Raw genomic sequence first — 25955 nt, forward strand, 5'->3', positions numbered from 1 at the left:
GAAACAACGATGCATGATCGGATCCTATGCGATAAAATACAAATGAAACGCCAAAAAATGGTAACCCTCCAAATCCATAGTGCTATATACCTATTGGTGGTGGTCATCTATCCGCATTTATGCAGAATATTAAAAAAGTTTTAATCAAACTATTCAGTTTGGGGACATTTTATACGACATATTAAAAGTGGATGTGTTTTAATTATTAGACACCCATGGTTAATAAGTGGGATAAATCTTCATATTTACGACCACGAACCAAGACCATGGTCGCAGACCTAATCTATGAAGGAGGATATATACATGACCTGATTAGCTGCATTCATGCAAGCCATTCAAAGCGTCAATACCAAGAGAATCAGGAGTGGAATTTAGTGAAATCATTCAGCTGGAAAAACATGTCTTTCTTTTCGAAAAACCTTTTGCTTTCATTCACCAACATTGTCATCATTGGCGTGGCACTGATCGCAAGCAGTTATTATTTCCAAAGAGTCGTGCTGATTGAGCAGTTGCATGATCAGGTCGAGCTCATCACGAAAAAATGGTCGGAAGAAATCCAACCGTCCGAAGTGCAGGCAGCCATCACGGAAGGCAGTTACGACGGGCCTGTACAGACCAAGCTTCGGGCTTTCCTGGACGAGATGCATGAGTATTATCCTAACGTGGCGCAGGCTTACATATTTGGAACAGAACTCGGCGGGAACACCCAACGGGAAACTTCATTGATTGCCATGCCGACCAATTTGCGCGAAGCTTTCCAAAGCGATGGCGTCAATATCGGCGACATGTACGAGCAGCCGGTGACCGTGGCCAATGCCTTGAAAGAAATGTTGAGTACCGACCGTCCAACGTTCACCACGTTTTATGACGACGATTTCGGAACCTGGACCACCATCGCTTATCCGATCAAGGACAGCAACGGGAAAATCTTCTCGTATTTTGCCGTGGATGCGGATGCTTCGGCCGTGCCGGAAGGACTGGCATCCATGCTTAGAAACAGCATCATCATTCTGGTTGCCTTCCTGTTGTTGTTCTTGATCATCCAATATCTTGTCGTGAAAAATACGCTCTCCCCGATCCGTCACCTGATTAAAGGTATCGATGATGTGAGCCGGGGCAATTTGGATGTCCAGCTTCCAACTGGAAAAGACGATTTGGGCATTGTCAACGAAAAATTCAATGTCATGGTCGGCAAAATCAACGATACGATCGTCAAAGTGCAATCCACTTCCCATGAAGTCAATGCTTCTGCAAGAGAATTGTACGATGTATCGGAAAGAAATAGCGATAACGCAGAAATCATCAACACCAGCGTCAATCATATTACATCCAACATTCGCGCCCAAGAGCAGGCCAGCATCGACAGCGCCCGCGCCATGAACGAAATGGCTACCGTCATTCAGACCATTGCCAGCAGTTCGTCCAATGTCGCCGACGAAGCCTATGAGATGGAACGCCGCTCCGAGCAAGGGAATGCCGTCGTTAATCAGGTTTCCGAGCAAATGACGCTGATTACCGAGTCGGTTAAAAACACGGCATCTGCCATCCAAGTGCTGGAGAGCCGCTCGCAAGAGATTGGCGATATTCTTAATATCATTTCGGGGATATCAAGCCAAACCAACCTGCTTGCCCTGAATGCTTCCATCGAAGCTGCCCGCGTTGGTGAAGAAGGGCGAGGTTTTGCCGTCGTGGCAGGCGAGGTTCGCAAGCTGGCCGAACAGTCCGAACAAGCAACGAGTCAAATTGCCGTGCTCATCGAAGAAATCCAAAGAGAGATCAAACAGGCTGTACGCGCCATGGAGCAAGGTACTTCCGAAGTGGATACGGGACTGGCCGTGGCCGCCGAGACCGGACAGCTGTTCCACGATATTTTGGCTGCAGCGAGAAAAGTGTCTTCGCAAATCCAGGAAGTTTCCAGCGCAACCCAGGAAATCTCCGCCGGGACCGAAGAGATGACGGCAACCGCCGACGACTTGTCCGCCAGCGTAAGCAAAACAGCCGAGAGCAGCGTGCGAATTTCGGAATCCGTGAATGAGCAGAAGTCTTCCCTTAGCACGCTCGTCGATTCGTCGAACCGCCTGACCAGCATGTCCGAAGAGCTGCAGGAGCTCGTTTCACAATTCAACGTCAAAAAATAAACCTGAAATCCAACATGCATACAATGGAAACAAGGAGGATCCCATAAGTGATTGATAACCAAACGACGACAAACCATGCCGCAGAATCTCATCTTCCGGTTCTCCAGATTCCACTGGATTTTGGACGCCGGCATCAAACCTTTTCCTATGAATCGGCTCATGTTCAGATCGATCCTTCCCTGATCCCAGAGCTGAGCCAAAAGCTTGGAGCAGATTCCTTATATCCTGTCTTGCTCACCGCTTATGCGGCATTGCTGTATCGATTGTCCGGAGAACGCGAAATTGCGGTGGGGGCGGTATGCCCGGAGCGGACAGCCACGCTTAGATTGGAACTTCATGGTAAAATGGCGTTCCGGGAATTAAACGATCAGGTTTCTGCGCAACTGCAGCACGAACAAGATCCTTCTGCTGCGGAATATCCTGAAACATTATTTATGTTAAATAGCGTCCAGCTCCCTCAAAGGCCGCAAGTCCTAAGCTGGAACATGCGCGAAATTCAGGGCCAATTTGCCCTGGATATATTCTATGACCGCTCCCTTCTCCGGGAGGACACCGTGCTCCGCTATGCGGAATACTACCAAACCCTGCTGCGGTCCGCCCTGCGCACTGCAGACAGGGCACTGGGCTCGGTGGACATTCTGTCTGCTTCCGATCGGCTCGTGTACCGCGAAATGAACGACACCGCCGTGCTCGAGCCGGAACACCAAACGATCCATGGCTGGTTTGAAGCCACTGCCGCCGAATTCCCGGATTCGCCTGCGATCACGTCCAGATCCGGCCGGTATACGTATCGCGAGCTTAACGAACGGGCTAACCAAGTGGCACGCGTCCTGCTGTCCAACGGACTGAAAAAAGGCGAGTTCGTCAGCATTTTTATGGAGCGAAGCCTGGAAACGATCATTTCCCTGCTTGGCATTCTCAAAGCGGGAGGTGCCTACGTTCCGATCGATCCCGAGCATCCCGAGGAGCGTAACAGCTACATCGTCGAAGATACTTCGTCTTCATTCGTTCTGACCACGGAATCATCGTTCGCTGAAGCAACCCGATTATTCTCCGGCATCTCGACCGTGCGGCAAATTGTTGCCGTTGACGGGCGTCTCGCCCGATTTGCAGCCAGCAACCCGAACGTCGACGTCCATCCCGACGACCTCGCTTATATCATCTATACTTCCGGTTCCACGGGCAAACCGAAGGGCGCGCTTATCGCTCATCGGGGCGTGACGAACTTGGGCAGTGTCGTGCAGCGGGATTGTGACATTAAACCAGGCGACGTATTAACCCAATTTGCTACATACAGCTTTGACGCATCCGTGTGGGATACGATCGGGGCCCTCTTCTACGGGGCAGAGCTTTATCTTCTGTCCGCGGAAGAGCGCGTGTCCGTTGAGGACTTTGCAATCGCCATTGAGCGGACAGGCACCACGATCATTACGATTTTGCCGACCATCTTTTTCAATCAGCTGGCTTCGTACTTGTCGGAAGAAGGGTTCCACCGATTGTCGAAGGTCAAAATCATTACCGTTGCGGGCGAAGCTCTCTATGGCGAACAGGTTCGTGCATTCCAACGCAAGTTTGGCGATCAAATCGACATCGTGAATGTTTACGGGCCTACGGAGTGCACCGTTGCTACAACGACGCATCGCATTAGCGAACGCGTTCCGGATCATGTGGTCCACATTCCGATTGGCAAACCGATCCACAACTACAAAGTGTACATCGTCAACGAAGAGCAACAGCTTTGTCCGGTAGGCGTGCCGGGAGAAGTATATATCGCCACGCCTGCTCTTGCCAAAGGATACTTGAACCTGCCGGAGCGTACAGCCCAGTCTTTCATTGACAGCCCGTTTGCCATAAACGAGAAAATCTACAAATCCGGCGATATTGCCAAAGTGTTGGACAACGGCTTGCTCGAATATGTCGGCCGCAGCGATTCCCAGTTGAAAATCCGGGGCCATCGGATTGAAATCGGGGAGATCGAGGATCATTTTGCCCGTCTGGACCAAGTGCAGAATGTCGTTGTCATTCCCAAAAAGGAAAGCGATGGCCAAAACATGCTGGTCGCCTACTTTACGTCCAAAGACGGGTCCACCCTTTCCGTCGCTGACATCAAAGCACAGCTGGCAGCCAAACTGCCTTCCTATTTTGTGCCGAAGTGGGTGTGCCAGCTTGATGAGATGCCGATTGCTCCTACCGGTAAAATCCATCGCAAAGCAATGGTGGATTTCCCTAACGAAGAGCGGCACGAGAACCAGCCTGACCGCGTCATGCCTGCAACCGGGACAGAGTCCATTCTATATGATGCCTGGAAGCAAATTCTGGGGCACGACGATTTTGGCGTGGAGGACAGCTTTTTTGCCGTAGGCGGGGATTCCCTTCGCGTTATCCACGTCCTGGTCATCCTGAAGCGGCATTATCCACAATTGAAAATCGCTGACTTCTTTGCAGAAAAAACAATCCGCGCCCTGGCGAAGCGCGCGGAAGCCATGGCGCTTTCTGCCAACGATGATTCGGCTTCGATCGCAAAGAACGCAGGTACGATCACCCGTTTGGCGGAACATCCGGTGGAGCTGGAGACCCGACTGGGTTATCCCGAGATATTGAAACCGGAGCATGTCCTGCTGACCGGTGCCACCGGTTATCTCGGATCCCACGTGCTGGAGCAGCTGCTCATGCGCTCCGATGCAACCATTTACGCCTTGGTGCGTCGTCCATCCGATGGCAGTACGGCCAGGGAACGCTTGAACGGCGTGATGAAAGGTTATTTCGGAAACGACATCGAATCGATGCTTGCCGCGAGAGTGGAGATCATAGAAGGTGATCTTGAACGTCCAGGACTGGGGCTGTCCGACGCGCAGGCCGCTTATGTGCAGGCCCGCATCGACCGTATCATCCATTGTGCGGCAGACGTTCGGCATTTCGGGGAGGCGGAGCAATTTGCCAAGACCAATGTCGAAGGCACCGTTTCCTTGCTCAGCCTGATCCGACACAAACCGGGTGCGTCCTTCCACCATGTCTCCACCATGGGCATACCTGAAGATCTCGCGCTGAGCGGGCAATGGGAATCTTCATTGCAATACGACAGCTTCCCGGAAGATCTGCATGTAGACAACCTGTACTCCGACAGTAAGCTTGAGGCGGAAAAGGTTCTGATGCAGGCGGCCCGGGAAGGCGTGCCTGTAAGCATTTATCGGGCGGGCAATCTCACTTGCCATTCGGAAACCGGCCGTTTCCAGACCAATATTGACAGCAACGCCTTCTACCGCATGATCAAAGCTATGCTGCTGCTCGGCAAAGCGCCGGCGGCGGAATGGATGGTCGACTTCACGCCGATTGATTACGCCAGCCAGTCCATTGCCCACCTGGCCATGCGCGAAGATACGGCAGGACGGGTATTCCACATCTGCAACCCGGAACCGATCCGCTACGATGACTTGATTGCCTCCATCCGGCGTGCCGGATATCAGGTGGAGACGATGCCGTTTGCGGAATATACCCAGTGGCTGTTCGACGCCAGCGTCGAGAAAGATGCAGAGGCGCTGCAGCTCGCGATTGCCCAGCTCGAAGGAGACGGCGCGAAGGATTCGGCATATATGTATGCCTGCCCTGTAACGACAGCCTACGTAGAGCCGGCCGGCATTATATGCGCCAAAGCGGATGACCGTTTTGTAACGACCATGTTGAAGCACGCGGTGGATATCGGATATTTCCCTTCATCCATCCTGCCGTCTTCGGACGCCACCTCGGCTCTGGATTAACGACCTCATTCTTCCTATCCTTACGCCTGAAAAGGCCATTCTCCCATGTTTGCGGAGAATGGCCTTTTTTACATCCACCTGATCAGGGCAATTACAGCCAGGTGTACCGGATAGAAATAACGCCAGACCCAACGCGGGCCTCGCATCCGGAAATGGGCTCCGTAATGCATCGCAACGGCGATACCGATCGTGGCCGCCACGCTATACATCTGGATGGGGCTGCTATATCCCATAATATAGACTGCCGTAATCAGAACATGTCCCAGGACCAGCACCGGGCCCGTAAAATAACGGAACAACAACACCAGCAGCAAACCATACATGCCATAATCCATCGTCGAAAGCTCCATGATGATCCCCGCCCCGATGACGAGAGGAATGCCAAGCCACCGGTTTGGAAGCCGATCCAGCACGAATAATACCAGCAGAGAAGACCATAACGTCCACACCACGTTTAACGAGACATGATTAAAGGCAGCCATAAACGGAACCTGTGAAATGACCGCGATCCAGAACAATCTCCATATGTATTTTTGTACATTCCGAGTATGCTTGTAACCGATGTAGACGGCAAAAGCATAAATGGGAAAGGCAATACGGCCGATGATGCGCAGCTCATGCACCTGGGGATAAAAGATAGCGCCCATATGATCGATCAGCATCGTGATCATCGCGATCCATTGCATCATTTTGGCTGTAATCCTCCTCTTTGTTATGTTCCGTTGTTCCGGCTGTGCCAGCGTTCATCCTATGGCAGCAGATCAAGTTCATAATACAGGAAAAGGGCGTCCTGAACATACCCTTTGGCTTCGTAGATCCGCTGAGCCTGCCCGTTATCCTTCGCCGTGGATAACACGATCCGGATTGCTTTATCCTGATACGCCATTTCCCGTGCTGCGTCGAGCAGCATGCCTGCAATGCCTTGCCCGCGATGATCCGGGTGTACGTACAGGTCATTAAGAATCCATATTTTCCCCATGGATACCGAGCTGAAGCTCGGATAAAGTTGTGCAAAACCCGCTATTTGTTCAACGCCGTTAATGCCACTTGGGCACATGGCTGCCAAAATGACAGATTCCTCGCGTTCCATGCGTTCTGAGATAAAACGAACGGCACCCTCTTCATCCGATTCCTGCCCATAGAACATTCGATATTGGTTGAACAGCTCTCCAAGCCGGACGACGTCATCCGGGCCAGCCAATTTCAGGTTATATTGCATCGCGTGCAACCTCCCTTTTCCGATGATTCCTGCCTTTGTATTGTTTCCAATTGTAGCAAGGCATCGACCCTGGTCCCATACATCATCCGTCTCAAAGTTTGTAATATCTATCGTCATTCGACAGGTTTAGTCATGCCTCTTAGGGGAAAAGGTTATTTACCCTCGAACGAATGACCCCTTTTCTCAAAATCAGGTTGGCATATTGCGCACCTTCCCCGGTAGCGATGATCGCAAACGACCTGGAAGCCCTTTCATAAAATGCAAAACGCTCCACTTCCTCAAGCGGATTCACGACACCTTCATGGCGCTGAATGCTCTTTCGGAATTCCTCCCAAATGACAGGTACGACGGGATCTCCCTGAACGACTTGCATGACTGCTGCGGGATGTTCGACGTAAGTGTCAAGCGGAAACAAGGTTAACATCGCATCCAGCAATTGGACCGCTCCCACGGCGTCACAGCGGATCAGCCGCTTGGCATGGCTCGCCGCCGGAAAATTGGCATCCGCCAAAACAAGCTCGTCCCCATGCCCCATCTCGGACATGATTTTAAGCAGTTCGGGTGGCAGGATGGCCGGAATGTTTTTCAGCATAACGTATCTCCTTTTACTCCCCGGTTCAAAGACCGGTGCGGATCGAATTTGTCCATCTGCATGTCTGGGTAGGTTCGGAGGCTTATCAGCGCACGGATGCACATTTACATTGTAACAGGCTTTGCTTGCCATCGCATGGTGCACTTTGCATAAATTTGCTTTGACAAAACTACTTAGTCAACATATAATTGTTGCAACAACTATTTCTGCGAACAACTTTTTTGAAGGAAGCGAGGCCTCGCACACATGGAATATTCACTGGACCAATCTGTCGGTTTTCTCATGGGATTAACCCATCGAAAGGCTGCTGTCGTTCTTGCCAATCGATTCAAGCCGTACGACATCACGACAGAGCAATTCTCTGTGCTGTTTAACATTGGCCGGGGGGAAGGGGTCAACCAGAAGGAGCTTGCTGCCCGTGTGTGCAAAGACCAGCCCACGACTGCCCGCATCATCGATCTTTTAGAAAAAAAAGGGATGGTCGAACGCCGCACCAGCAAGCAGGATCGCAGGGCATACCTTCTTTATCTTACCGAAGACGGCAGGGCATTGCTCGACCAATTGATTCCGATTGAAAAAGGAATGAATGATATCCTCGCCGCCGACATTCCGGAAGAGCAAATGGAAACATTCAAAACTGTTCTCTCCCTCATCAACCGCAACCTTCAACGAATAGACACTCAGGGGGAATAACAACCAATGAACGAATCGCCACAAGCTTCACGCGTCAAACTATGGACCATCGATTTTATTTTGCTTATGCTCTGTAATTTTCTGCTTTTCTTGCAGCTGCATATGATCGTCTCTCCGCTCCCGTCCTATGTACAGGAGCGTTTTCATGCGAACGCCTTTGAAGTAAGCCTATTTACGTGCCTGTTCGCCCTATGCGCCATCGCTGCTCGCCTATATTCGGCCAAAGCTTTGGAAAGAGGGCTTCGCAACACCATGATCTACCTTGGGTTGACCGTCGCCCTGCTTGCCACGCTGGGCTATTATTTTGCCGGCGGAATCGCCCTGCTGCTGCTCCTGCGCATGATCTTCGGCACAGGCTTTGGCATGACCAGTACGGCTTTCCCCACGATGGCCTCGGATATTATTCCCGTTAAGCGAATGGGCGAGGGAATGGGATATTTCGGCTTGTCAACAAGCCTGGCCATGTCCATTGGCCCGATGATCGGGGTCACCCTCCTGCAAGGCGCAGGCTTCACAACGCTTATGTTGTGCACGGCTGGCGTTATTGCAGTCATCTATCCGCTAAGTTTATCGTTAACGCGTAAAAAAGCGAACAAAGTCGCCGATTCTGCAGGCTCAGTGCCACAGGCTCAGCCCAAGGCCGCATCGGTGTCAGGCACCGGAGAGAAGCTGCCGTTCAACCGGAAACTGTTTCTGCCCAGCATATTGAACGCCCTCTTGGCCGTTACGTATGGAGGTCTCGTCGGTTTTATCGTCCTTTACGGAAAAGAAGCCAACTTGTCCAATCCGGCATTCTTTTTCCTGTTCAATGCCATCGCCATTCTTATTGTCCGTCCCTTTGCAGGCCGGTTATATGATCGCAAAGGACCGAAGGCGCTGTTGATTCCGGGGACCTTCTTCATGGCCGGCGGTTTGATTCTTCTTTCGTTCGCGACCTCCATGCCACTCATGCTGTTGTCTGCTTTCATCTACGGCATCGGATATGGGTCCATGCAGTCTTCGCTGCAAACGTGGATGATTCAGATCGTTGCTCCGTCGCAGCGCGGGATGGCTAACGGCATGTTCCTGAACTCGCTCGACTTCGGTATTGCCATGGGTGCCCTCCTGCTGGGCGGCATTGCTTCATTGACAAGTTATACCGAAATGTATCGTTACTCGGCCGTTGCCGTGGTGCTCTTCCTGATCATTTATCTCATTCAAGGCAAACGCAGCGGCAGCTTCGACGTGCAGGTTCATCCACTGCTGGCGCATACTCACATCGAAGGTAAAGACAAGGAAACAAACGATTGAGGCGAAGCCTCGAAACAACGTTGCAGCCTTACATGCAATGAGCATGCGCCTCTGGCGGCAACCATTGGAAAAAGCCCGTTTCTGACAATTCAGAACGGGCTTTTGTTTCGTTTGGACCGGATTCCCTTTTGTTCAAACCCTTTTTTCGGTTCTTCGTAAACGCTTCGCTGCTGCTGATCTTGACTTTTCCCGCCTTTTTCCTGTTCTTCTTTCTCCGGTTTGACCGCAAAGAAGCTCAGGAGAGCGCCCACCGCGCTTATGGCTGCCAACAAGCCAAAGAGGAGCATGTGAGCGCTGCCCAGCAACAATGAAATGACGGGTGGGCCGAGGGATACGCCGATAAAACGCATGCTGCTGAACAGCGCGGTAATGGTCCCCCGCATTTCTTTGTCGATCCCCTCCGTAATCAGGGCATCCAAACAAGGCAAAGTGGCCCCGATCCCGACGCTTCCTGCGGAAAACAAACCGACCACTAGATAGATGTTGTTCCAGAATCCCATCAGTACAAGGGACGCCGTCACAATGGCGAGACCGGCAAATCCGATCCATTTCATGCGTACTTTGCTTTTGCCGATCCACTTTCCGGCCAGAAAGGACGCCAAACAAAGCGCGGCCAAGGGGATCGCCAATACAAGGCCTTTCACCACCCCGGCGAGCTTGTATTTGGATTCCAGCATTTCGGACAAATAAAACAGCACGCCAAAAAGGATAAACATGCATATGCCGCCGATGGCAAACAAAGCATATAACCAGCGGCCATTCTCTTTCATTACCTTTTTGACCGAAGCCACGAATTCGGAAAAGGATGGCGGACGTTCTTTTTTCTTCGGAGCTTTGACAAACATGATGACCAGCACAAGGGAAAACACGCACAGCACCGGTATGGCGATAAATGGCAAATACCAGAGCCAGGCAGCCAGCGCCGCACCAAGGATCGGACTAACGACCTTGCCGAACGTGTTTGAGGTCTCAATAATGCCAAGGCTTTTGCTCACTTGTTTCTCGTCATCGAACATGTCTCCGACCAGTGGAATCACGATGGGAAACGCGCCTGCCGCACCGATCCCCTGCAGCAAGCGGCCCGCAAGGATCGTCCAATATGCGGCAGAGCCGGCAAGCATCATGGCTGCTACGCTGGCTACAGCCCCTCCTGCAGCCGCGATGATTAAGCTGGGGATAATGACAACCTTGCGCCCGAATCGGTCCGAGAGGTAACCTGCAAGCGGGATAAGTAAGATGGCAACGACCGCATATACCGTGATCAGCATGCTCACTTTAAAGGAGGATACATGCAATTGACGTTCAATTTGCGGAAGGATGGGAATCAACATTGAATTTCCCAAGGTCATAATAACCGGTATAGATGCCAATGCAGCAAGGTCCCGCTTTTTTTCGTTCATGCCACAACCACCTTTACGAGATAGGAAACCCCGGTCAATGCGACTCCATCTTCCGAACTATTCCGGATGGAGCTACTGCCTGGTCCACTGACGGATCTCCTCCAATAACAACGGTTTTATTGTGGATGATTGCTCACTTTAATATACGGCGGGTTTGATTTCTCTAACATTTCGTAGCCGAAGAACGTTGCTCGCAAGAAAAAAACCGCTTTGCATAACTTTCAGCATGCAAAGCGGTTCAGCCCAACGTAAACATGGTCATTCAGTGCATCACTAAACGTGCCGAGGCTGGTTTATGGAATCAGGCAGAATTGCTGCAGTGCAGCCCCGCCTCTAAACACAATGTACAGTTGTTCCACGGAATCACTTGCCTTGAGTTCACATCGTACCGTTGTCCAGACACGCTCTTTCATGTACCGAATCGGACCGGTTGCTGTGCTCGGAACGTCGCATTCGCCAATCAGTTCGCCGTCCGGCGCACCTGAACGGATCTCAAGACGGGCGTCGCCAGCGTTTGCAAAATCCGATACACGTGCTTCAAACTGCCGTGCGTCTTCTGTGCCATTATCCTTGAACACGATCCATGCGATCTGATCCTCACGGTACAGCGGTTCTCCCGGAGCGATGGCTCGGACGGCCGTTCTTCCTTCCAAACATTCATCCAGCAAAACGGCATGGCAATCGTCGTAATTCTCCGCAGGTGTAGGCAGATGAAGCTTCCGTGCGGGAATCGTCTCTCCTTCAATGGTTAACGCCAGCGTTTGCCGGGCGTCTGCGGAGGAACGGCCGGCCATGATGGACCAGACGGCGGATTCCACGCAGTAACGGTCACGGGTCACGTCCCACATGGCCAAACGCTGTACGGGAACCGTCAGGCGCACGATCGCTTGTTCTCCGGCCGCAACATGGACCCGGCGGAAGGCCAGCAATTGCTTGCGGGCGCGTCTGACCCTGGAGGTTTGCGCGGAACCGTAGACCTGTACCACCTCATCGCTTGCAACAGCGCCAGCATTCCGAATGCTTACTTCAACGCTCAGCACGTCTTTGCCTTCCGCGTCTACCGTTCGTTCCACTTGCAGCGATTCGTATTCGAATTCGGAATAGGTCAATCCATGCCCGAACGGGTAGAGCACCGATCCTTCATGGTATTGATAAGTCAATCCGTTACGGATAATATCGTATTCCAGCAGATCCGGAAGCTGGGATTCATCTTCGTACCATGTCATGTTGAGCCGCCCTGCCGGAGCATAAGCACCTGTAAGCACATCGGCGAGGGCACTGCCTAATTCCTGTCCCGCATGAGTCAGGTACACGATGGCCGGGGCCACATCCTTGAGATCGTGAAGGGCAAACGGATAACTGCCTATGATGACGACCACGGTGTTCGGATTGGCCGCGCATACTTCTTTCACAAGCCGAATCTGCTCGGTCGGAAGTGTGAGGCCCGGTCTGTCGATTTCTTCCTTGCCGTTGATGTAGGGGTTGTTACCCACCACGACGATGGACACGTCGCTGTCCTGTGCGATACGCGCCGCCCGCTCTACCCCGTCGAGCCGCAGCTCGCGCACAAACGGGGCTGCAGCGCCTTGTTCCGCTTCCCCCGCCAAAGGTGCGAGAACCAACTGTCCCTTGTGCTCGCGCAGGCCCAGAGGCAATCCGTTCCATGAACGCAGCGTATGTTGGCCGTCGGAAGCGTCTTCCTCGAATCGTACAATTTCTTTGACGAACCATCCGCCGATCTGTTCCGCACAAGCCTGATAGATGCCTTCCTCGGTCAATGTGACGTAACGGTCGTTACTTCTGCTGCGAAGCGTATGGCTTCCCCAGCCCCAATCCTGATGTACGAACTCCGCCGGCTGAGCTCCTTCTTCCTCAACAGCAGCTAAAGTTCCTTGAGTTCCATGCACAATCACTTTTCCGTCTGCAGTTTTCAGGGAAATCCGATCATTGCCGTCTTCATAGGCAATTTCCACATTCTTCAATCGGCTTCGCAATCCGTCCAATGCGGAAACTTTGTACGGAAGCGTGCCGCTGTACCAGTCGGTATAAACCGCGTCCGCAAGCGGCCCAATGACGCTGACTTTATGCAGCTTTTCCGGTTTCAGCGGGAGCAGTCCATCATTTTTGAGCAATACGACGGATTCGGCAGCCGCGCGATAACTCAACCGGGCATGCTCCGGCGCACACAACACATCCTCCGAAATCGATGCATACGGATTCGCTCCCGTCCGATCCAGCTGCCCCAATCTCATGCGTACGCCGAAAATGTTGCGAATGGCCCGATCCAGGTCTTTCTCCTGCAGCAGACCGCGTTGGAGCGCCTCTTCCAGGGCAGGCACGACCATGTCCACTTCATCCGTAAGACAGTCCACGCCCGCCTTGATCGCTCCTGCCGCCGACTCTGCATGGGATGCGTGGTACTTGTGGTAATCGACCGTCTGGGACAAGTCTCCTCCGTCGCACACGATGAAGCCGGGCATCGCCCATTCTCCTTTAACGACATCGTTGATATATGGACTCTCGATGGCCGGGGTGCCGTTGATGGAGTTGTACGCCGTCATCATCGACAAGGCACCGCCTTCCACGAACGGAGCTTCGAAGGCTTTCAAATAATATTCGCGCAAATTGCGCGGATCGATGCTGGATGAGCAGTTCAAGCGGTCTTTTTCATTGTTGTTGGCAAAAAAGTGCTTCAGCGTCGCGACCATTTTCAGATAAAACGGATGCTCGCCCTGCATGCCTTGCACCAGTGCCTTCGACATTTCTCCCGTCAGCACAGGGTCCTCCCCGTAACCCTCCTCGGTTCTTCCCCAACGCGGGTCCCGTTCCAGGTCAACCGTGGGTGCCCAAAGGGTCAAACCGTGAACCTCGGGCTCCCTGTGATGATATGCCCGCGCTTCATCGCCAATGACGGAACCGATCCGGCGCAGAAGTTCCGGGTTCCATGTGCTCGACAGTCCGAGCGGCTGCGGAAATACGGTGGCGACGCCCTTCCAGGCTACCCCGTGCGCAGCCTCGCCGCCCACGTTGTATTTGGGAATGCCCAATCTCGGTACGGCCGCTTCGCGCGTCGGAATCAAACTTATTTTTTCCGCCAGCGTGAGCCTTGAGATCAGATCGTCCAGTCGTTCCTCCAGCGAAAGCGAAGCGTTCCACATGGGGTAATCGTAATATTCGTGCACGGAAATTCCTCCCTCAATTGTTTAGTTGACAAGAAGCTGCTTCCACTCCTTCAGCAAACTCAGCGTCCGCTGGCGGTATACTTCCCCATCCTCGGGTTGGTTTACCTGATGCTCATGCACATATGCGTTAAAGAAAGACGACAGGATCCGATAAGCGAGCCGCCTCGTTTGTCCTTCCGGGGACATGTCCAGCTCCATTCCGTATCCTGCATGGAACGAAGCGGATTTGCCGGAAAGGATGGCTTCATATTCCCTGTCCGCAAACATGGAGCGGTCCCCGTCGATCACGGCCGCGATAACGGGCTGATCATGCACAGGCGTTTGGATCAGCACATTGGCCTCCCACAAGTCGTTATGGACCAACACGGGTTGGGTGACTTGATCGAACAAATCGCGATGCGCCTCAAACAGCGTTACGATCTCTTCCCCGGCCTCAGGCATGTAATTCGCCGCCGCTGCTTTATCGGCAGTTTCCCGGGCATACGCAAGCAGCACGTCCGACCATCGCTCCGAACCCCGGATGGTTCCGTCTTTTTGCGGCCAGCCAAAAGAGTGGCCCTTAATTTGGTGCATCGCCGCAGTATAAGCACCAAGCTGGCGGTACAAACGATCCTTTTGCTCTGCACAAATCGACGGGTGGTCCAGCTGCATGCTCGGGATGAATGCCATGAACATGTAGGTTCGTGGTACAAGCTTTCCGCTGTCATCACAAACAATGACATCAGGGGCAGGTATACCTACGTTTCGATAATGCTCGTAAATCACGGGTTCAGCGGACATCATCGTCCGTTCAAACGAAAAGAGCGGATCCGCTGCCGGATCGGCAGAAGAACAGATCCGTTCGGGAGCCAGTCGCAGGATGACATGCGGGTGTACCTCATGCTCCAGCTCAAGCTTGTAGGTCGTATTAAAAAGTCCGCCCTGCATGATGTGTTGGCTGATTATATTGGTAGCGGTTCCAAAATGATGTTTTACCAAAATTTGAATCGTTTCCGGTGTAACGGGTTGATGCAACCCTGTGCTTCTTGTTGCGTTCATGATCATCAAACTCCTATGCCCCAAAGAATTTAAAAACGGACGGCACCTTGCGAGGTACCGTCCTTACAATAACAGATTACAACTGGATCGTCAGCTTGCTCGCGCCCGCTGCAGGCGTTACAACCACGCCATGCTCGCCGGCAGCGTAAGAACCGCCTTCTACGCCGGATACGCTCTCGATGCCGCGCAGAACGATGCTCCATGGTTTGCCCGCGCCTTCGGCACGTACTTCAAGCACTTCGCCTTGACGGGAAACCTGTACTTTCAGTTCCTGTTCTGCGGCTTGGTTCACGACGGCAGCTTCTGCAGCCTGGCCGTCTGCCAATTCGAACAAATGCAAGGATACATCCTGCGCAAAGTCGTAATCCGGTTTGCTGTCAACCGCACCGACCGCAAGCAGCGTGTTCGGTTTGATCATCATTGGCAGCGTTTTGAAATCGTGGTTTTCGCTGATCCAGCGTCCACCTTCGATTTTTGCGCCAGTCAGGTAGTTCGTCCATGTACCTTCAGGCAGATAGTAACGAACGTCGCCCTCTTTGTTGAAGATCGGTGCCACAAGGATCGAGTCTCCGAACATGTATTGCAGGTCCAGCGTGGCGCATGTCGGATCTTCCGGATACTCCAGCACCATCGCACGCATCATCGGCAGACCTTGCACGCTCGATTCCACCGCGGAATTGAACAGGTAAGGCATCAGGCTCAGCTTGAGCTTCGTAAAGTCGCGGACCACGTCCACCGCTTCTTCGTCGAACAACCAAGGTACGCGGTACGACTCGTTACCGTGCAGACGGCTGTGGGAAGAAAGAAGTCCGAATTGTACCCAGCGTTTGTACACGTCAGGCTCTGCCGTGCTTTCGAAACCGCTGATGTCATGGCTCCAGAACCCGAAACCGGAAAGACCGAGGGACAGGCCTCCGCGCAGCGATTCCGCCATGGAAGAATAGTTGGACGAGCAGTCTCCGCCCCAGTGCACAGGGAACTGTTGTCCGCCTACGGTTGCGGAACGCGCAAACAACGCCGCTTCGTTTTTGCCCAGGTTTTCTTCCAATACGTCAAATACGGCTTTGTTGTACAGGAATGTATAGTAGTTGTGCATTTTCACAGGGTCGGAGCCGTCATAATAAACGACGTCCGTCGGAATTCTTTCGCCGAAGTCCGTTTTGAAGCAATCCACGCCTTGGTCGATCAGCGTTTTCAGCTTGCCTTTGTACCAGTCCACAGCCGCAGGATTCGTGAAGTCCACGAGACCCATGCCGGCTTGCCACATATCCCACTGCCATACGCTGCCGTCGGCGCGTTTAACAAGATATCCGTTTTCCATACCCTCGTCGAACAGATAGGATTTCTCGGCGATGTACGGGTTGATCCATGCACAGATTTTAAGACCTTTTTCTTTCAATCGTTTCAGCATGCCTTCCGGATCAGGGAACATGTCTTTGTCCCATTCGAAATCACACCATTGGTACTCCTTCATCCAGAAGCAGTCGAAGTGGAATACGGAAAGCGGCAGATCGCGCTCGGCCATGCCGTCCACGAAATGGTTTACCGTTGCTTCGTCGTAATCCGTCGTAAACGAAGTCGTCAGCCACAGGCCAAACGTCCATGCCGGCGGCAGTGCAGGTTTGCCTGTCAATTTGGTGTAATTGTCAAGCACTTCTTTCGGGTTCGCTCCACCGATGATGAAGTATTCCAGGGACTCTCCAGCTACGCTGAATTGCACTTTCGATACGTTCTCGGAAGCGATCTCGTACGATACTTTTTCCGGATGGTTGACGAAAACGCCATATCCTTTGTTGGACAAGTAGAACGGAATGTTTTTGTAGGCTTGCTCACTGCTTGTGCCGCCGTCTTCGTTCCAAATATCCACGACTTGTCCGTTTTTCACGAACGGAGTAAAGCGCTCGCCCAAGCCGTAGACATACTCGCCTACGCCCAGCTCCAGCTGTTCGCGGAAGAATGCGCCTTCTCCTTTGGATTGAATGTATCCCGCGCCTCTCCAGCCGCTGCCAGTGAGACGTTTCTCATTATAATAGAAGCCGATGTCCCAGCCTTTGGTTTTGTCCACAGTCACGCTCAGATCGCCGCTCTTCAGCACGGCACCCTGCTCATCGCGTGTAATTTGCACATCGGTATTGAACGTGTTCAGCGCGAATTCCGGCCCTTGGTTCACTTGACCTTTGTGATGGTTCAACTGCACGCGAATGACGTTAGGCATCGGAGAGCTGTAAGTCGCCTTGAGCAGCGTTCCGTTCAGGGTATCTCCTTTGCGTTCAATGCGTTTGGTTGCCGCGTATACCGTCATGGTATCGCCTTTTTGTACTATATCTCGAACATCTGCAGGATTTTGCACATGGTATCCTTCACGGATTTGCCAATAACCGTCCGTAAATTTCATTGATCATTACCCCCTTTGGTTATACTATAATAATATTGATATTAAAGCGTGTTTTCTTATCATATTTTGACCAAATATATCACGATTTTGATATTTGATGATCATTTCCGCCACATGATGCCCAAACAATGGAAACGATTACATTAATACTGAAATGAGGGGGCCTTCTCTATGGAAAGAGAACGATTGCGGGAGGACCGCATTCACGGCAATGCCATGTATCCTGTCAGCGTCTATCCGGATATTCAGCAGTTGAACGGGGACAGCATTCTTGACTGCCACTGGCATGACGAAATGGAATTTACGATGATGATTCAGGGAAGCGCCGTCTTTCAGATCGATATGAATACGGTTGAAGTTCAAGCCGGGGAAGCCATCTTTGTCAATCGCGGCGAAATTCATGCAGGCTACCTCAAGGGCGAGGATCCATGCGTGTTTTCTTCCATCGTCTTTAACCCGGAGCTGCTCGGCAGCCGCACGTTCGATGCCGTTCAGGAGAAGTTCATTGGCCCGCTGATGCACAAAACGCTCGTCCCTCCCTGTCATATCAAGTCCGATGAGGCGTGGGGCCAGGAGATTCTCCTTTACTTGCAGCGGATTTTTGCCGAGCATGAGCAAGGATCCGACACTTGCGAAATGACGACCAAAGCATTGCTGTATCTGATTTTCGCCCGCATGTTCGAGCATATGAAGCCTGCTCCGCTCAAAAGCGCAGTCCCGACCGGCAGCCATGACAAAATCGAGCGGTTGAAATCCGTGCTCGGATACATCCACCGCCGTTATCCGGAACCGCTCAAGCTGAAAGAGCTGGCTGACGAAGCCAACATGAGCGAAGGGCATTTCTGCCGCTTTTTCAAACAGATGGTACAGAAGAGCCCTGTCGATTACATCAATTATTACCGTGTGCAGCAGGCCTGTTACCAATTGGAGAACACCGACCACAAAATCGTCGATATCGCCATGGACGTCGGGTTCGAGCACCTGAGTTATTTCATCACGACCTTCAAAAAACACAAAAACATTACGCCGTCCCAATATCGCAAGCTCTTCTATGAAAAACTGGCCATGGAGCCCCTTCCGATTTGAAACGCCGAGATGGCAACAGAACAAACGAAAAAGGAAGCATTCCGGACTTGCCGGGATCCTTCCTCATTTTTGCGCCTAAACAGCTTTAAGCACGCATTAAGGGATCAACGATTTCCATGCGCTATACTCATGCACCGATATGCCCGAGTAGGAATCGTAGCCTTTTGCCATGCTTTCTACCAGCTTCAGCTGGCTCTCCATGTATGCTTTGCCTTCCTCGTAAAACGTTATGAACTGGCCTTCTTTGCTCTGTTTCGTCTCGACGGCGATCGAAAGCTTTTTGCCCAGCGCGGCCGATTCGGCGAGCTCGGTCTTGGCCACATCGAAGATGGCCTTCGCCGTATCCCGATATGCCATGATGGTCACGGCATCGTATTGGCGGATCATCCAGCTGCTGACGGCCATGTCCGATCCCGGAATCTTGTAGTTATCCAGCCAGAAAGGTAAATCGGCCGCCACAGGCATGTTCATTTTCGCCGCCCGGTTCATGATATAACGCACATTGCCCTGCCATTCCGAAATGACCCGTTCCTGGTCGGTCTTCCATTCGGGAAGCACATGCGGCTCGATATCCAGGTGGATTCCGGCAAACCGTTCATCGGCTTCCGCTTGGGACTGGTACGCCTCTATCCAATCCAAAAAAGCTGCAATCTGATTCACGTTTTCGCTCAGCCCCCATGCAGGACGTCCATCCATAATATCTACGACAACGCCCTGTTCACCTGCTTTGCGGATGAATTCCTTATAATAAGGCAATTTCACGTCCCTGTTGATTTGCAAATAAATGGCGCTGATTTGATGGGCTGCCGCAAATTGCAAGATGCTTTCGGTGTGATCGACGATCTGCATCGTATCCCATAACCAGGTTGCCCTTATGGGTCCCTCCTTCTGAACTGTTCCCTGCACCGTGGGAATTTCCCCCGGAGAGCTCTCCGCGATGACGCTTGGCGTCGAACACGACGCGCCAATGAGAAGAAAGAGACTGCTGAACAACAACATAAAACGACGACCCCGGTTTTTTTTCATGTTTGAACACTCCCTTGCTTGTTAACTCCTCTGCCGATCAGGGAGATCATGTGCTGCTCCCGGCTCATGGAACCTCTGCGAATATAGGACTTTATTGCATTTCTTATATATGCAATACCACCTTATAGACGCACGACAAAAGAATCACTTAAACATATTTCGGGCGTTCACACTTCTGTATTAATAGTTCTTTAGACCCTATTTTTGGGACTGGAATTTTAGCCATATGATGAGAGACGAGCGGATTCCATGCTGGATTTCTTCTAATAAGGAGTTACAAAACTTGTAAACGTTCGCCTCATGGACATGGAAATTGACATGCAAAAAAACCTTGCGCAATGCAGCGCAAGGTTTTTTTGTGGCAACATATCTCCAGTTCAATGGTTACGTCCTGTTCGCGTTGGACGCGATCACACCTCAGGGTCATACAAACCGCTTCATTGAGCCTTTACCTCGTTGACCTCCTCAAACAGGGATACCTGTTCAATGCCTTCCGACGAGATCCGAACAAGTCCTTTGTCGGACAAACGCAGCTCGGGAATGACGACTAGTGCCAGCAGGGACAGCGTCATAAAGGCATTGTTCAGCGTGCAGCCTGCCGATTGCAGCGCCTCGCTGACGGCTTCGGACTGTGCAGCCACTTGCTCGAAAGGCTCGGTCGACATCAGGCCGGCTATCCGCAGCGGAAACTCCGTGCTGCCCGATGCCGACACCACGGCGACGCCGCCCTGCATGCCGATCACCCTGTTTCCTGCCTCTGCCATCAGTGCATCGTCATTGCCGATGATGAGCAGATTGTGGCTATCATGCGCAACGGTCATGGCAATGGCAGCCGGTTTCTTAAAACCAATGCCTCCTACAAGCGCAACCGCGCGGTTGCCTGATTGCTTATGCCGTTCGAGCACGGCAATCTTGCATACGTCACCATCGGTCGGGACCTGCACAAGCCCCTGCTTTACTTCAACGTGGGCAAGCTTCTCTTTCGTATCCACATGATTTTCGGTCACTTGAATGACTTTGGCAGCAATGGTGCCTTCGGCAATCGGTGCGGCCAAAGCCATGTCACCCGGCTGAAGATCCGGATTCAGCTTTACCGTGTTCAGTGCTTCGTCCGGATAGATGAATGGCTCCCATGCTGCCGTCATTTTTCCATGCTCGGCAACGATCTGGCCCGCTGCAATGGTCATGCCGACCCGAACGTCGGCCAGCCTTCCGTCCAGCAAAATGATGTCCGCCATATTTCCGGGAATGACGGCGCCGATATCGCGGGCCACCCCAAACCTCTCGGCTGTGTTGATCGTCGCCATCTGGAACGCGGTCACCGGCTTCACCCCTTGGGAGATGGCCAGACGCACAACGAAATCCATATGGCCCTCCTTGAGCAAGGACTCCGAACTCCGGTCATCAGTGACAAGCAGCATGCGGCGTGTATCAAGCCCCAGCTCGGTACAGGCTTTGATCGTTTCGGCAACGTCATGCCAGGCCGATCCTTGGCGCATTTTTGCATACATGCCCAGACGCAGCCGTTCAACCACGTCTTCCTTCGTCACGCACTCGTGATCCCCCGAAACCCCGCTTGCCGCATAAGCAGGAAGACGCCAGTCATCCGCTGCCCACGTAAAATGGCCATCGGCCACTTTGCCTGCGCGCAGCGTGGCCTGAATTTCGCCAAGCATCGTGTCGTCGCCGTAGACGACCCCCGGAAAGTTCATGACTTCCCCCAGGCCAATCATGTCAGGCCCCCATGAGAGGGCCTCGGCAACCTCCTCCGGCCCGATGTACGCCCCTGTCGTTTCCAGACCCGGATGGGTGGAAGGCACGCAGGAAGCCACTTGCAAATAGGCAGCCAGCGGCGTTGTCCGTGCCTCGTCCAGCATCATGCGCAGCCCTTTCAAGCCAAGTACGTTGGAAATTTCGTGCGGATCGAAGAATCCGCCCGTCGTCCCGGATGGCAGCACCGCTCTTGCAAATTCGGATACCTTCATTTGCGTGCTTTCAATATGGCAATGCCCATCCAACAATCCAGGCGCAATATATCGTCCCTCTGCTTCAATAATTCGGGTATGCTCGCCGATTGCATGGCTGACATCTTTGCCCACATAGGCAATACGTGCGCCTTGAATCGCAACGGACATGCCCGGTAAAATTTCGCCCGAAATGACGTTTACCAGCGTGCCCCCGCGAATGACCAGCGTCGCTGGCAAATCTCCCCGCGCCGTCGCAACCAGGTCGGGTACGCAATCTGCCAATGGCCCCCGCTCAAAACGTGTTTTTTTCAATTTCCATCCTCCTCTGTTCCAGTACGCCCTGCAAAAAAGTATATTGTTACGATTATAAGAGTCCGCATCCTGGGTGTAAAGAACCCTCACTTGATTTGTTTTTGATGATAAAATGCACGGCAAATATGATGAACCAAAACAATGATTGGTATTTCTCCGACATGCCTATGTTAGAAAGTGTTCCGTAATATCCTGCCAATCGCCCAGATTCGGCAGCTTTTGCAGTCCCCAATAGTCCAGGAAAATCGCTATAACTTTACGAGGATCCTCAGATATGTAACTGTAATGTTCGAATCTTTCGTCATCGAATACGAATCGCACTTCTACGACGAATTCCTCCGGATTATCCGTGGTCGCAGCCTGTAAATAGATGCTCTTATCTATAGGTTGTGACGGCACAAGCACCAGATAGTCCATCAAGTCTAAGTTCGTGATGAGTTCGTCGAACAATGAAGCATTCATGTCCTCATTTTGATATTTGATCCCATTGCTTTCCAATGTGTAAGTGACGTTTGCGTAATCCACGTTCATCCTCCTCTTTCGTTCGTTTCTGTTTCCATCCGAGCATATATGCAGCAATGAAACCGTGCAAGGGCTGTACGATGCACATAAGCAAAAGCTCCCGTACCCAGAGTACGGAAGCCGGTAATCATTAATACCAGTCGAAGGATTCATTCGTCTGCCGGGTCATATCAACGTTTTACTCCGTTTGGGCCATGGGGACATCTGCCATCGCATACAGCTCTGCCGGCTGGGAAGTAATGAACGGGCTGGGCTCGCCTTTGCAGTACACATGCAGCAAATGCATCGCCCGCGTGCATGCCGTATAGAACAGCTTGCGCTCATGCTCCTGGCCGTATCTGCGGGCAGAGGCGTCGTGAATAAGCACGGCGTCGAACTCGACGCCTTTGGCGAGATACGCTGGAATAACGTGTACGCCCTGCTCAAAGGAAAGCGTCGTTTTTTTGATGAGCTTGGGTGCCTGCTCCAGCCTTTTGCTTAAAGCCTCGTGCACTTTTTTGCTCTCCTCAGCAGTTTTGCATATAACGGCAACGGTCTCGAAGCCTTCCTTCACCAGGCCCTCGATATCCTTTGTCATGGCGTCGATATGTTCTTGTGCCGAAGAAGTTACAACCACTTTCGGTTTGTCTCCGGCACGGTTAAACGGCACGATCTCTTCCCCGCCGGGAATCATTCCTTTCGTGAACTCCACGATCTCGCGCGTTGACCGGTAACTCCGCGTCAGCTCAATGAGTTCAGTCTCTTCAGGTCCGTATAGCTTTGTCAGCGGCCCCGTCCCCTTAAGCACGGAAGAGTGCGCATAGATGGCCTGGTTGAAGTCGCCGAGTGCCGTAAATTTCGAACGCGGAAACAAACGTTTCATGAATGCAAGCTGGAAGGCCGAGTAATCCTGCGCTTCGTCGATGATGACGTGACGGATGGCGGAATTAATGTGAAATCCAAGCAGCAATTCCCGCAGATACAGGTACGGCGTAATGTCCTCATAGGCCAGCTCCTGAACCTTCAGCCTGCCCAGCGTCACATCGCAAATGTCCTGCCAGTGAGACGGCAGCGCTTCTCCTTCCAACAAACGCGTCATCAGCGCCTGGTCCTGGAACAGGTGTGCATACATTTGGCGGACGTCAACGAAACGAAGCGCTTTGATCCATTTGCGCAGCGGTTTCAGCCGGTCGCTTACGACCATGCGTGCCAAAATGCCGCGTTCCTGTTCGAAATCGTCGAAACTGTCCACCTTGCCTTTTTGTTTACGTTTCAGGCGTTGATAGGCTTTCTGCAAATCCTCTGCATCCATCACATCGAGCTGCTGATCGACCCAATCCGCTTCCAACTGCCGTTTGCCGAACGTCGATAACTCCTTGAGCATCCAATCGCGCAGCAGCTCCAGTCTGCTGACCAGTTTGACGGACGGCTCGAAACTGTAAAATTTCTCAAGCATCGCCTCTGCGGGAACGACGACCTGTCCCTGAAAACGCACAGGTTTGAACTTCATGCCGCCATTCATCAAACCGTCCTTGTATTTTGTAATAACGTTCAGGAACGACTCCGACGATTTAAAACGGATCCCTGACATGCGCGCCGCATATCCCGGGTCGGCCGTCGCCGTCAGTACGTATTCCAGCTGGATGAACGGATCCTCCAATTGATATTCTTTGCCGAGCCTCCGCTCCAGGTACTCCTGGAAGGTGGTCTGCAGCATGTTTTCTTCTCCAAGCTCGGGCAGTACCGTCGACACATAGCTGTTGAACATCGGATTCGGCGAAAAAAGAACCATCTGGTCTGCCCGCAAATGCTCCCGGTATTTGTACAGCAAATAGGCTACCCGCTGCAGGGCGGCCGACGTTTTGCCGCTGCCTGCCGCTCCCTGCACGATTAACATGCGAGCCCGGTCATTGCGGATGATCCGGTTCTGCTCCCGTTGAATCGTGGCCACGATGCTTTTCATCTGCGCATCGGACGTTCGACTCAGCACGGCCTGCAGCAGTTCATCACCGATCGTGACTCCCGTGTCAAACATAAAACGAATGCGCCCGTCCCGAATGACGAACTGCCGCTTCATTTCAATAGTGCCGCGAATCTCTCCGCCCGGCGTGTGGTATGCGGCCGGTCCTGGAGCGCCATCGTAATACAGATTGGAAATCGGCGCGCGCCAGTCGTAGATGATGAAGTTCTCCTCTTTCTCATCCAACATGGAGGCGATCCCGAGGTAAACCTTTTCTGTATCCGAATAACCGGTCTCCGTAAAATCGATGCGGCCGAAATACGGGGAGTAATGCAGCCGTTTCATTTTGCTGAGGGAAGCTGCCGTGTTCAGGTGGCTCCGCTCCCGGTCGGAGAGGACCTGCGATTGCTGCCGCATGCTCGTCGACGTTTCCCCGACATCGTCCGCCTCGCTGAAGTTCATCGTAACCTCGTCCCAGAAATCCTTTCTCATCTCAACGACTTCTTCCCGGAAGGTGCTTACCTCCTGTTCAAGCGCCGCAATTTTCCGTTCGATCTGCTTCGTCACGCTGTCTACGCGCTGCTGCTCCTCAAGCCACTGCCGATCTGCACTCATTTGTCCATACGCCCCTTTATCCCCCAATATGGCAATTTGACAATCTGAAAATGCCATGTTATAGTCAAATTAATAAAGTAATTATTTTGGTATTTTGTGAATTAATTCTAATTCATGCGTCGTTTTTTTATTGTACCAGCCACAACGTCCCGTTGCAAGCGGAGACGTTATTTTTGCTTTCGTTCTCGTTGATGATCGCCACAAAGCCTCAACCTCCCGTTTCTGCTCCGACCACGCCTTCCTATTATAATCCGCATCGAATTGAAATATAGCCTGCTGCGTTTCCTGCATTCTACTGCCGAAGCTCTTCAACGGTTTCTTTCCAGCGCGAAACTCCTTCGTCCACGTTCTTTAATTCAAACGTGATACCGGACGTAATCTCCGCATAGGGAGCCTTATCCACTTTGACTTGCGTTATCTTTGCTTCGAATCGGTCTCGCGGATGGCGGGCATTCTTCAGCCGGGGAAGCGGCTCAACCTCAAGCTTTATATGTATCAATTCTCCGTTCAATACCAACACCAGGCCCGCCTTTCCCGTATGATGCATGTTTTGGCTGGTCTGCGTGCCTGGCCATAAGGCCAATCTGATCCGGTCCGGGCCCAATGCCACGACTTCGCCGACGCTGACCATCGCCTGGTGTGCCCAGCCTTCCGGGGATACGGTCAGCAATTGCATTGCTTCGTGCTGTTTGCCTTCCAAATTCCGCCCGTTCAGCCACTCCGCCAATTCGCTGTTAAGTTCATGCATAATCATACTTCCCTCTCTTCGGTTGATTTGCAAAAACA

17 protein-coding genes are annotated in these 25955 nt (G+C 52.3%); 5 read left to right on the forward strand and 12 right to left on the reverse strand.

Features of this window, described 5'->3' with window-relative positions; genetic code table 11:
- Positions 1–398 precede the first annotated feature (398 nt).
- The gene (locus tag RSX24_RS02450) at positions 399–2138 is read left to right on the forward strand and encodes a methyl-accepting chemotaxis protein (RefSeq protein WP_339278362.1); all 1740 of its coding nucleotides are present in this window, start codon (positions 399–401) and stop codon (positions 2136–2138) included.
- A gap of 47 nt (positions 2139–2185) precedes the next feature.
- Positions 2186–5893, forward strand: a complete 3708-nt coding sequence (locus RSX24_RS02455; protein ID WP_343259566.1) for a non-ribosomal peptide synthetase family protein — start codon at positions 2186–2188, stop codon at positions 5891–5893.
- Between the two features lie 68 nt (positions 5894–5961).
- On the opposite strand, the gene RSX24_RS02460 is transcribed toward RSX24_RS02455, so the two are convergent.
- From RSX24_RS02460 to RSX24_RS02470, 3 genes are all read right to left on the reverse strand, one after another.
- Positions 5962–6582, reverse strand: coding sequence for a TraX family protein (locus RSX24_RS02460; RefSeq protein ID WP_343259567.1), 621 nt, complete (start codon positions 6580–6582; stop codon positions 5962–5964).
- 59 nt (positions 6583–6641) lie between these two features.
- Positions 6642–7112, reverse strand: coding sequence for a GNAT family N-acetyltransferase (locus RSX24_RS02465; RefSeq protein ID WP_236417919.1), 471 nt, complete (start codon positions 7110–7112; stop codon positions 6642–6644).
- Positions 7113–7251: 139 nt separating this feature from the next.
- Entirely contained in the window at positions 7252–7704 is a 453-nt protein-coding gene (locus tag RSX24_RS02470) for an RbsD/FucU family protein (RefSeq protein ID WP_343259568.1), read from the reverse strand.
- Positions 7705–7950: 246 nt separating this feature from the next.
- Here RSX24_RS02470 and RSX24_RS02475 point away from each other — a divergent pair, with 246 nt between their 5' ends.
- Both RSX24_RS02475 and RSX24_RS02480 read left to right on the forward strand, forming a co-directional pair.
- The gene (locus tag RSX24_RS02475) at positions 7951–8397 is read left to right on the forward strand and encodes a MarR family winged helix-turn-helix transcriptional regulator (protein WP_236417922.1); all 447 of its coding nucleotides are present in this window, start codon (positions 7951–7953) and stop codon (positions 8395–8397) included.
- Between the two features lie 6 nt (positions 8398–8403).
- Positions 8404–9687, forward strand: coding sequence for an MFS transporter (locus tag RSX24_RS02480; RefSeq protein WP_343259569.1), 1284 nt, complete (start codon positions 8404–8406; stop codon positions 9685–9687).
- Positions 9688–9776: 89 nt separating this feature from the next.
- Here RSX24_RS02480 and bcbE read toward each other — a convergent pair whose 3' ends face one another.
- The 4 genes from bcbE to yicI all read right to left on the reverse strand — a co-directional run bounded on the left by bcbE (position 9777) and on the right by yicI (position 17702).
- Complete coding sequence (gene bcbE, locus RSX24_RS02485; RefSeq protein WP_339277350.1) at positions 9777–11087, reverse strand: bacillibactin exporter BcbE; 1311 nt, start codon at positions 11085–11087, stop codon at positions 9777–9779.
- Between the two features lie 293 nt (positions 11088–11380).
- Positions 11381–14269 carry a glycoside hydrolase family 3 C-terminal domain-containing protein gene (locus RSX24_RS02490; protein WP_343259570.1) on the reverse strand — a complete coding sequence of 963 codons (2889 nt, stop codon included), beginning with the start codon at positions 14267–14269 and terminating at the stop codon, positions 11381–11383.
- A 21-nt stretch (positions 14270–14290) separates the two neighbouring features.
- Positions 14291–15307, reverse strand: coding sequence for a phosphotransferase family protein (locus RSX24_RS02495; protein WP_343259571.1), 1017 nt, complete (start codon positions 15305–15307; stop codon positions 14291–14293).
- Between the two features lie 76 nt (positions 15308–15383).
- A complete protein-coding gene (gene yicI, locus RSX24_RS02500; protein ID WP_343259572.1) occupies positions 15384–17702 on the reverse strand; it encodes an alpha-xylosidase in 2319 nt (772 codons plus the stop codon).
- Between the two features lie 171 nt (positions 17703–17873).
- On the opposite strand from yicI, the gene RSX24_RS02505 reads away from it, so the two are divergent.
- Positions 17874–18788 (forward strand): helix-turn-helix domain-containing protein, encoded by a 915-nt coding sequence (locus RSX24_RS02505; protein WP_236417935.1) that lies wholly within the window; start codon positions 17874–17876, stop codon positions 18786–18788.
- 96 nt (positions 18789–18884) lie between these two features.
- Here RSX24_RS02505 and RSX24_RS02510 read toward each other — a convergent pair whose 3' ends face one another.
- From RSX24_RS02510 to RSX24_RS02530, 5 genes are all read right to left on the reverse strand, one after another.
- Positions 18885–19814 (reverse strand): hypothetical protein, encoded by a 930-nt coding sequence (locus tag RSX24_RS02510; protein WP_236417936.1) that lies wholly within the window; start codon positions 19812–19814, stop codon positions 18885–18887.
- 437 nt (positions 19815–20251) lie between these two features.
- Positions 20252–22093 carry an adenine deaminase gene (locus RSX24_RS02515; RefSeq protein WP_343259573.1) on the reverse strand — a complete coding sequence of 614 codons (1842 nt, stop codon included), beginning with the start codon at positions 22091–22093 and terminating at the stop codon, positions 20252–20254.
- A 165-nt stretch (positions 22094–22258) separates the two neighbouring features.
- Positions 22259–22618, reverse strand: coding sequence for a hypothetical protein (locus RSX24_RS02520; protein ID WP_343259574.1), 360 nt, complete (start codon positions 22616–22618; stop codon positions 22259–22261).
- Between the two features lie 175 nt (positions 22619–22793).
- Positions 22794–25169, reverse strand: coding sequence for an RNA polymerase recycling motor HelD (gene helD / locus RSX24_RS02525; protein ID WP_343259575.1), 2376 nt, complete (start codon positions 25167–25169; stop codon positions 22794–22796).
- A 292-nt stretch (positions 25170–25461) separates the two neighbouring features.
- Positions 25462–25917, reverse strand: a complete 456-nt coding sequence (locus RSX24_RS02530; protein WP_343259576.1) for a pyridoxamine 5'-phosphate oxidase family protein — start codon at positions 25915–25917, stop codon at positions 25462–25464.
- Between the last annotated feature and the right edge of the window lie 38 nt (positions 25918–25955).

This window comes from Paenibacillus hubeiensis, assembly GCF_032334105.1.
Lineage (GTDB): Bacteria > Bacillota > Bacilli > Paenibacillales > Paenibacillaceae > Paenibacillus > Paenibacillus hubeiensis.

Excerpts from the sequence above, each read along its gene's own strand:
- RSX24_RS02450 (WP_339278362.1), top strand. The coding sequence starts at position 399 with ATGTCTTTCTTTTCGAAAAACCTTTTGCTTTCATTCACCAACATTGTC.
- RSX24_RS02460 (WP_343259567.1), bottom strand. The coding sequence starts at position 6,582 with ATGATGCAATGGATCGCGATGATCACGATGCTGATCGATCATATGGGC.
- RSX24_RS02465 (WP_236417919.1), bottom strand. The coding sequence starts at position 7,112 with ATGCAATATAACCTGAAATTGGCTGGCCCGGATGACGTCGTCCGGCTT.
- RSX24_RS02470 (WP_343259568.1), bottom strand. The coding sequence starts at position 7,704 with ATGCTGAAAAACATTCCGGCCATCCTGCCACCCGAACTGCTTAAAATC.
- RSX24_RS02475 (WP_236417922.1), top strand. The coding sequence starts at position 7,951 with ATGGAATATTCACTGGACCAATCTGTCGGTTTTCTCATGGGATTAACC.
- RSX24_RS02480 (WP_343259569.1), top strand. The coding sequence starts at position 8,404 with ATGAACGAATCGCCACAAGCTTCACGCGTCAAACTATGGACCATCGAT.
- bcbE (WP_339277350.1), bottom strand. The coding sequence starts at position 11,087 with ATGAACGAAAAAAAGCGGGACCTTGCTGCATTGGCATCTATACCGGTT.
- RSX24_RS02495 (WP_343259571.1), bottom strand. The coding sequence starts at position 15,307 with ATGAACGCAACAAGAAGCACAGGGTTGCATCAACCCGTTACACCGGAA.
- yicI (WP_343259572.1), bottom strand. The coding sequence starts at position 17,702 with ATGAAATTTACGGACGGTTATTGGCAAATCCGTGAAGGATACCATGTG.
- RSX24_RS02505 (WP_236417935.1), top strand. The coding sequence starts at position 17,874 with ATGGAAAGAGAACGATTGCGGGAGGACCGCATTCACGGCAATGCCATG.
- RSX24_RS02510 (WP_236417936.1), bottom strand. The coding sequence starts at position 19,814 with ATGAAAAAAAACCGGGGTCGTCGTTTTATGTTGTTGTTCAGCAGTCTC.
- helD (WP_343259575.1), bottom strand. The coding sequence starts at position 25,169 with ATGAGTGCAGATCGGCAGTGGCTTGAGGAGCAGCAGCGCGTAGACAGC.
- RSX24_RS02530 (WP_343259576.1), bottom strand. The coding sequence starts at position 25,917 with ATGCATGAACTTAACAGCGAATTGGCGGAGTGGCTGAACGGGCGGAAT.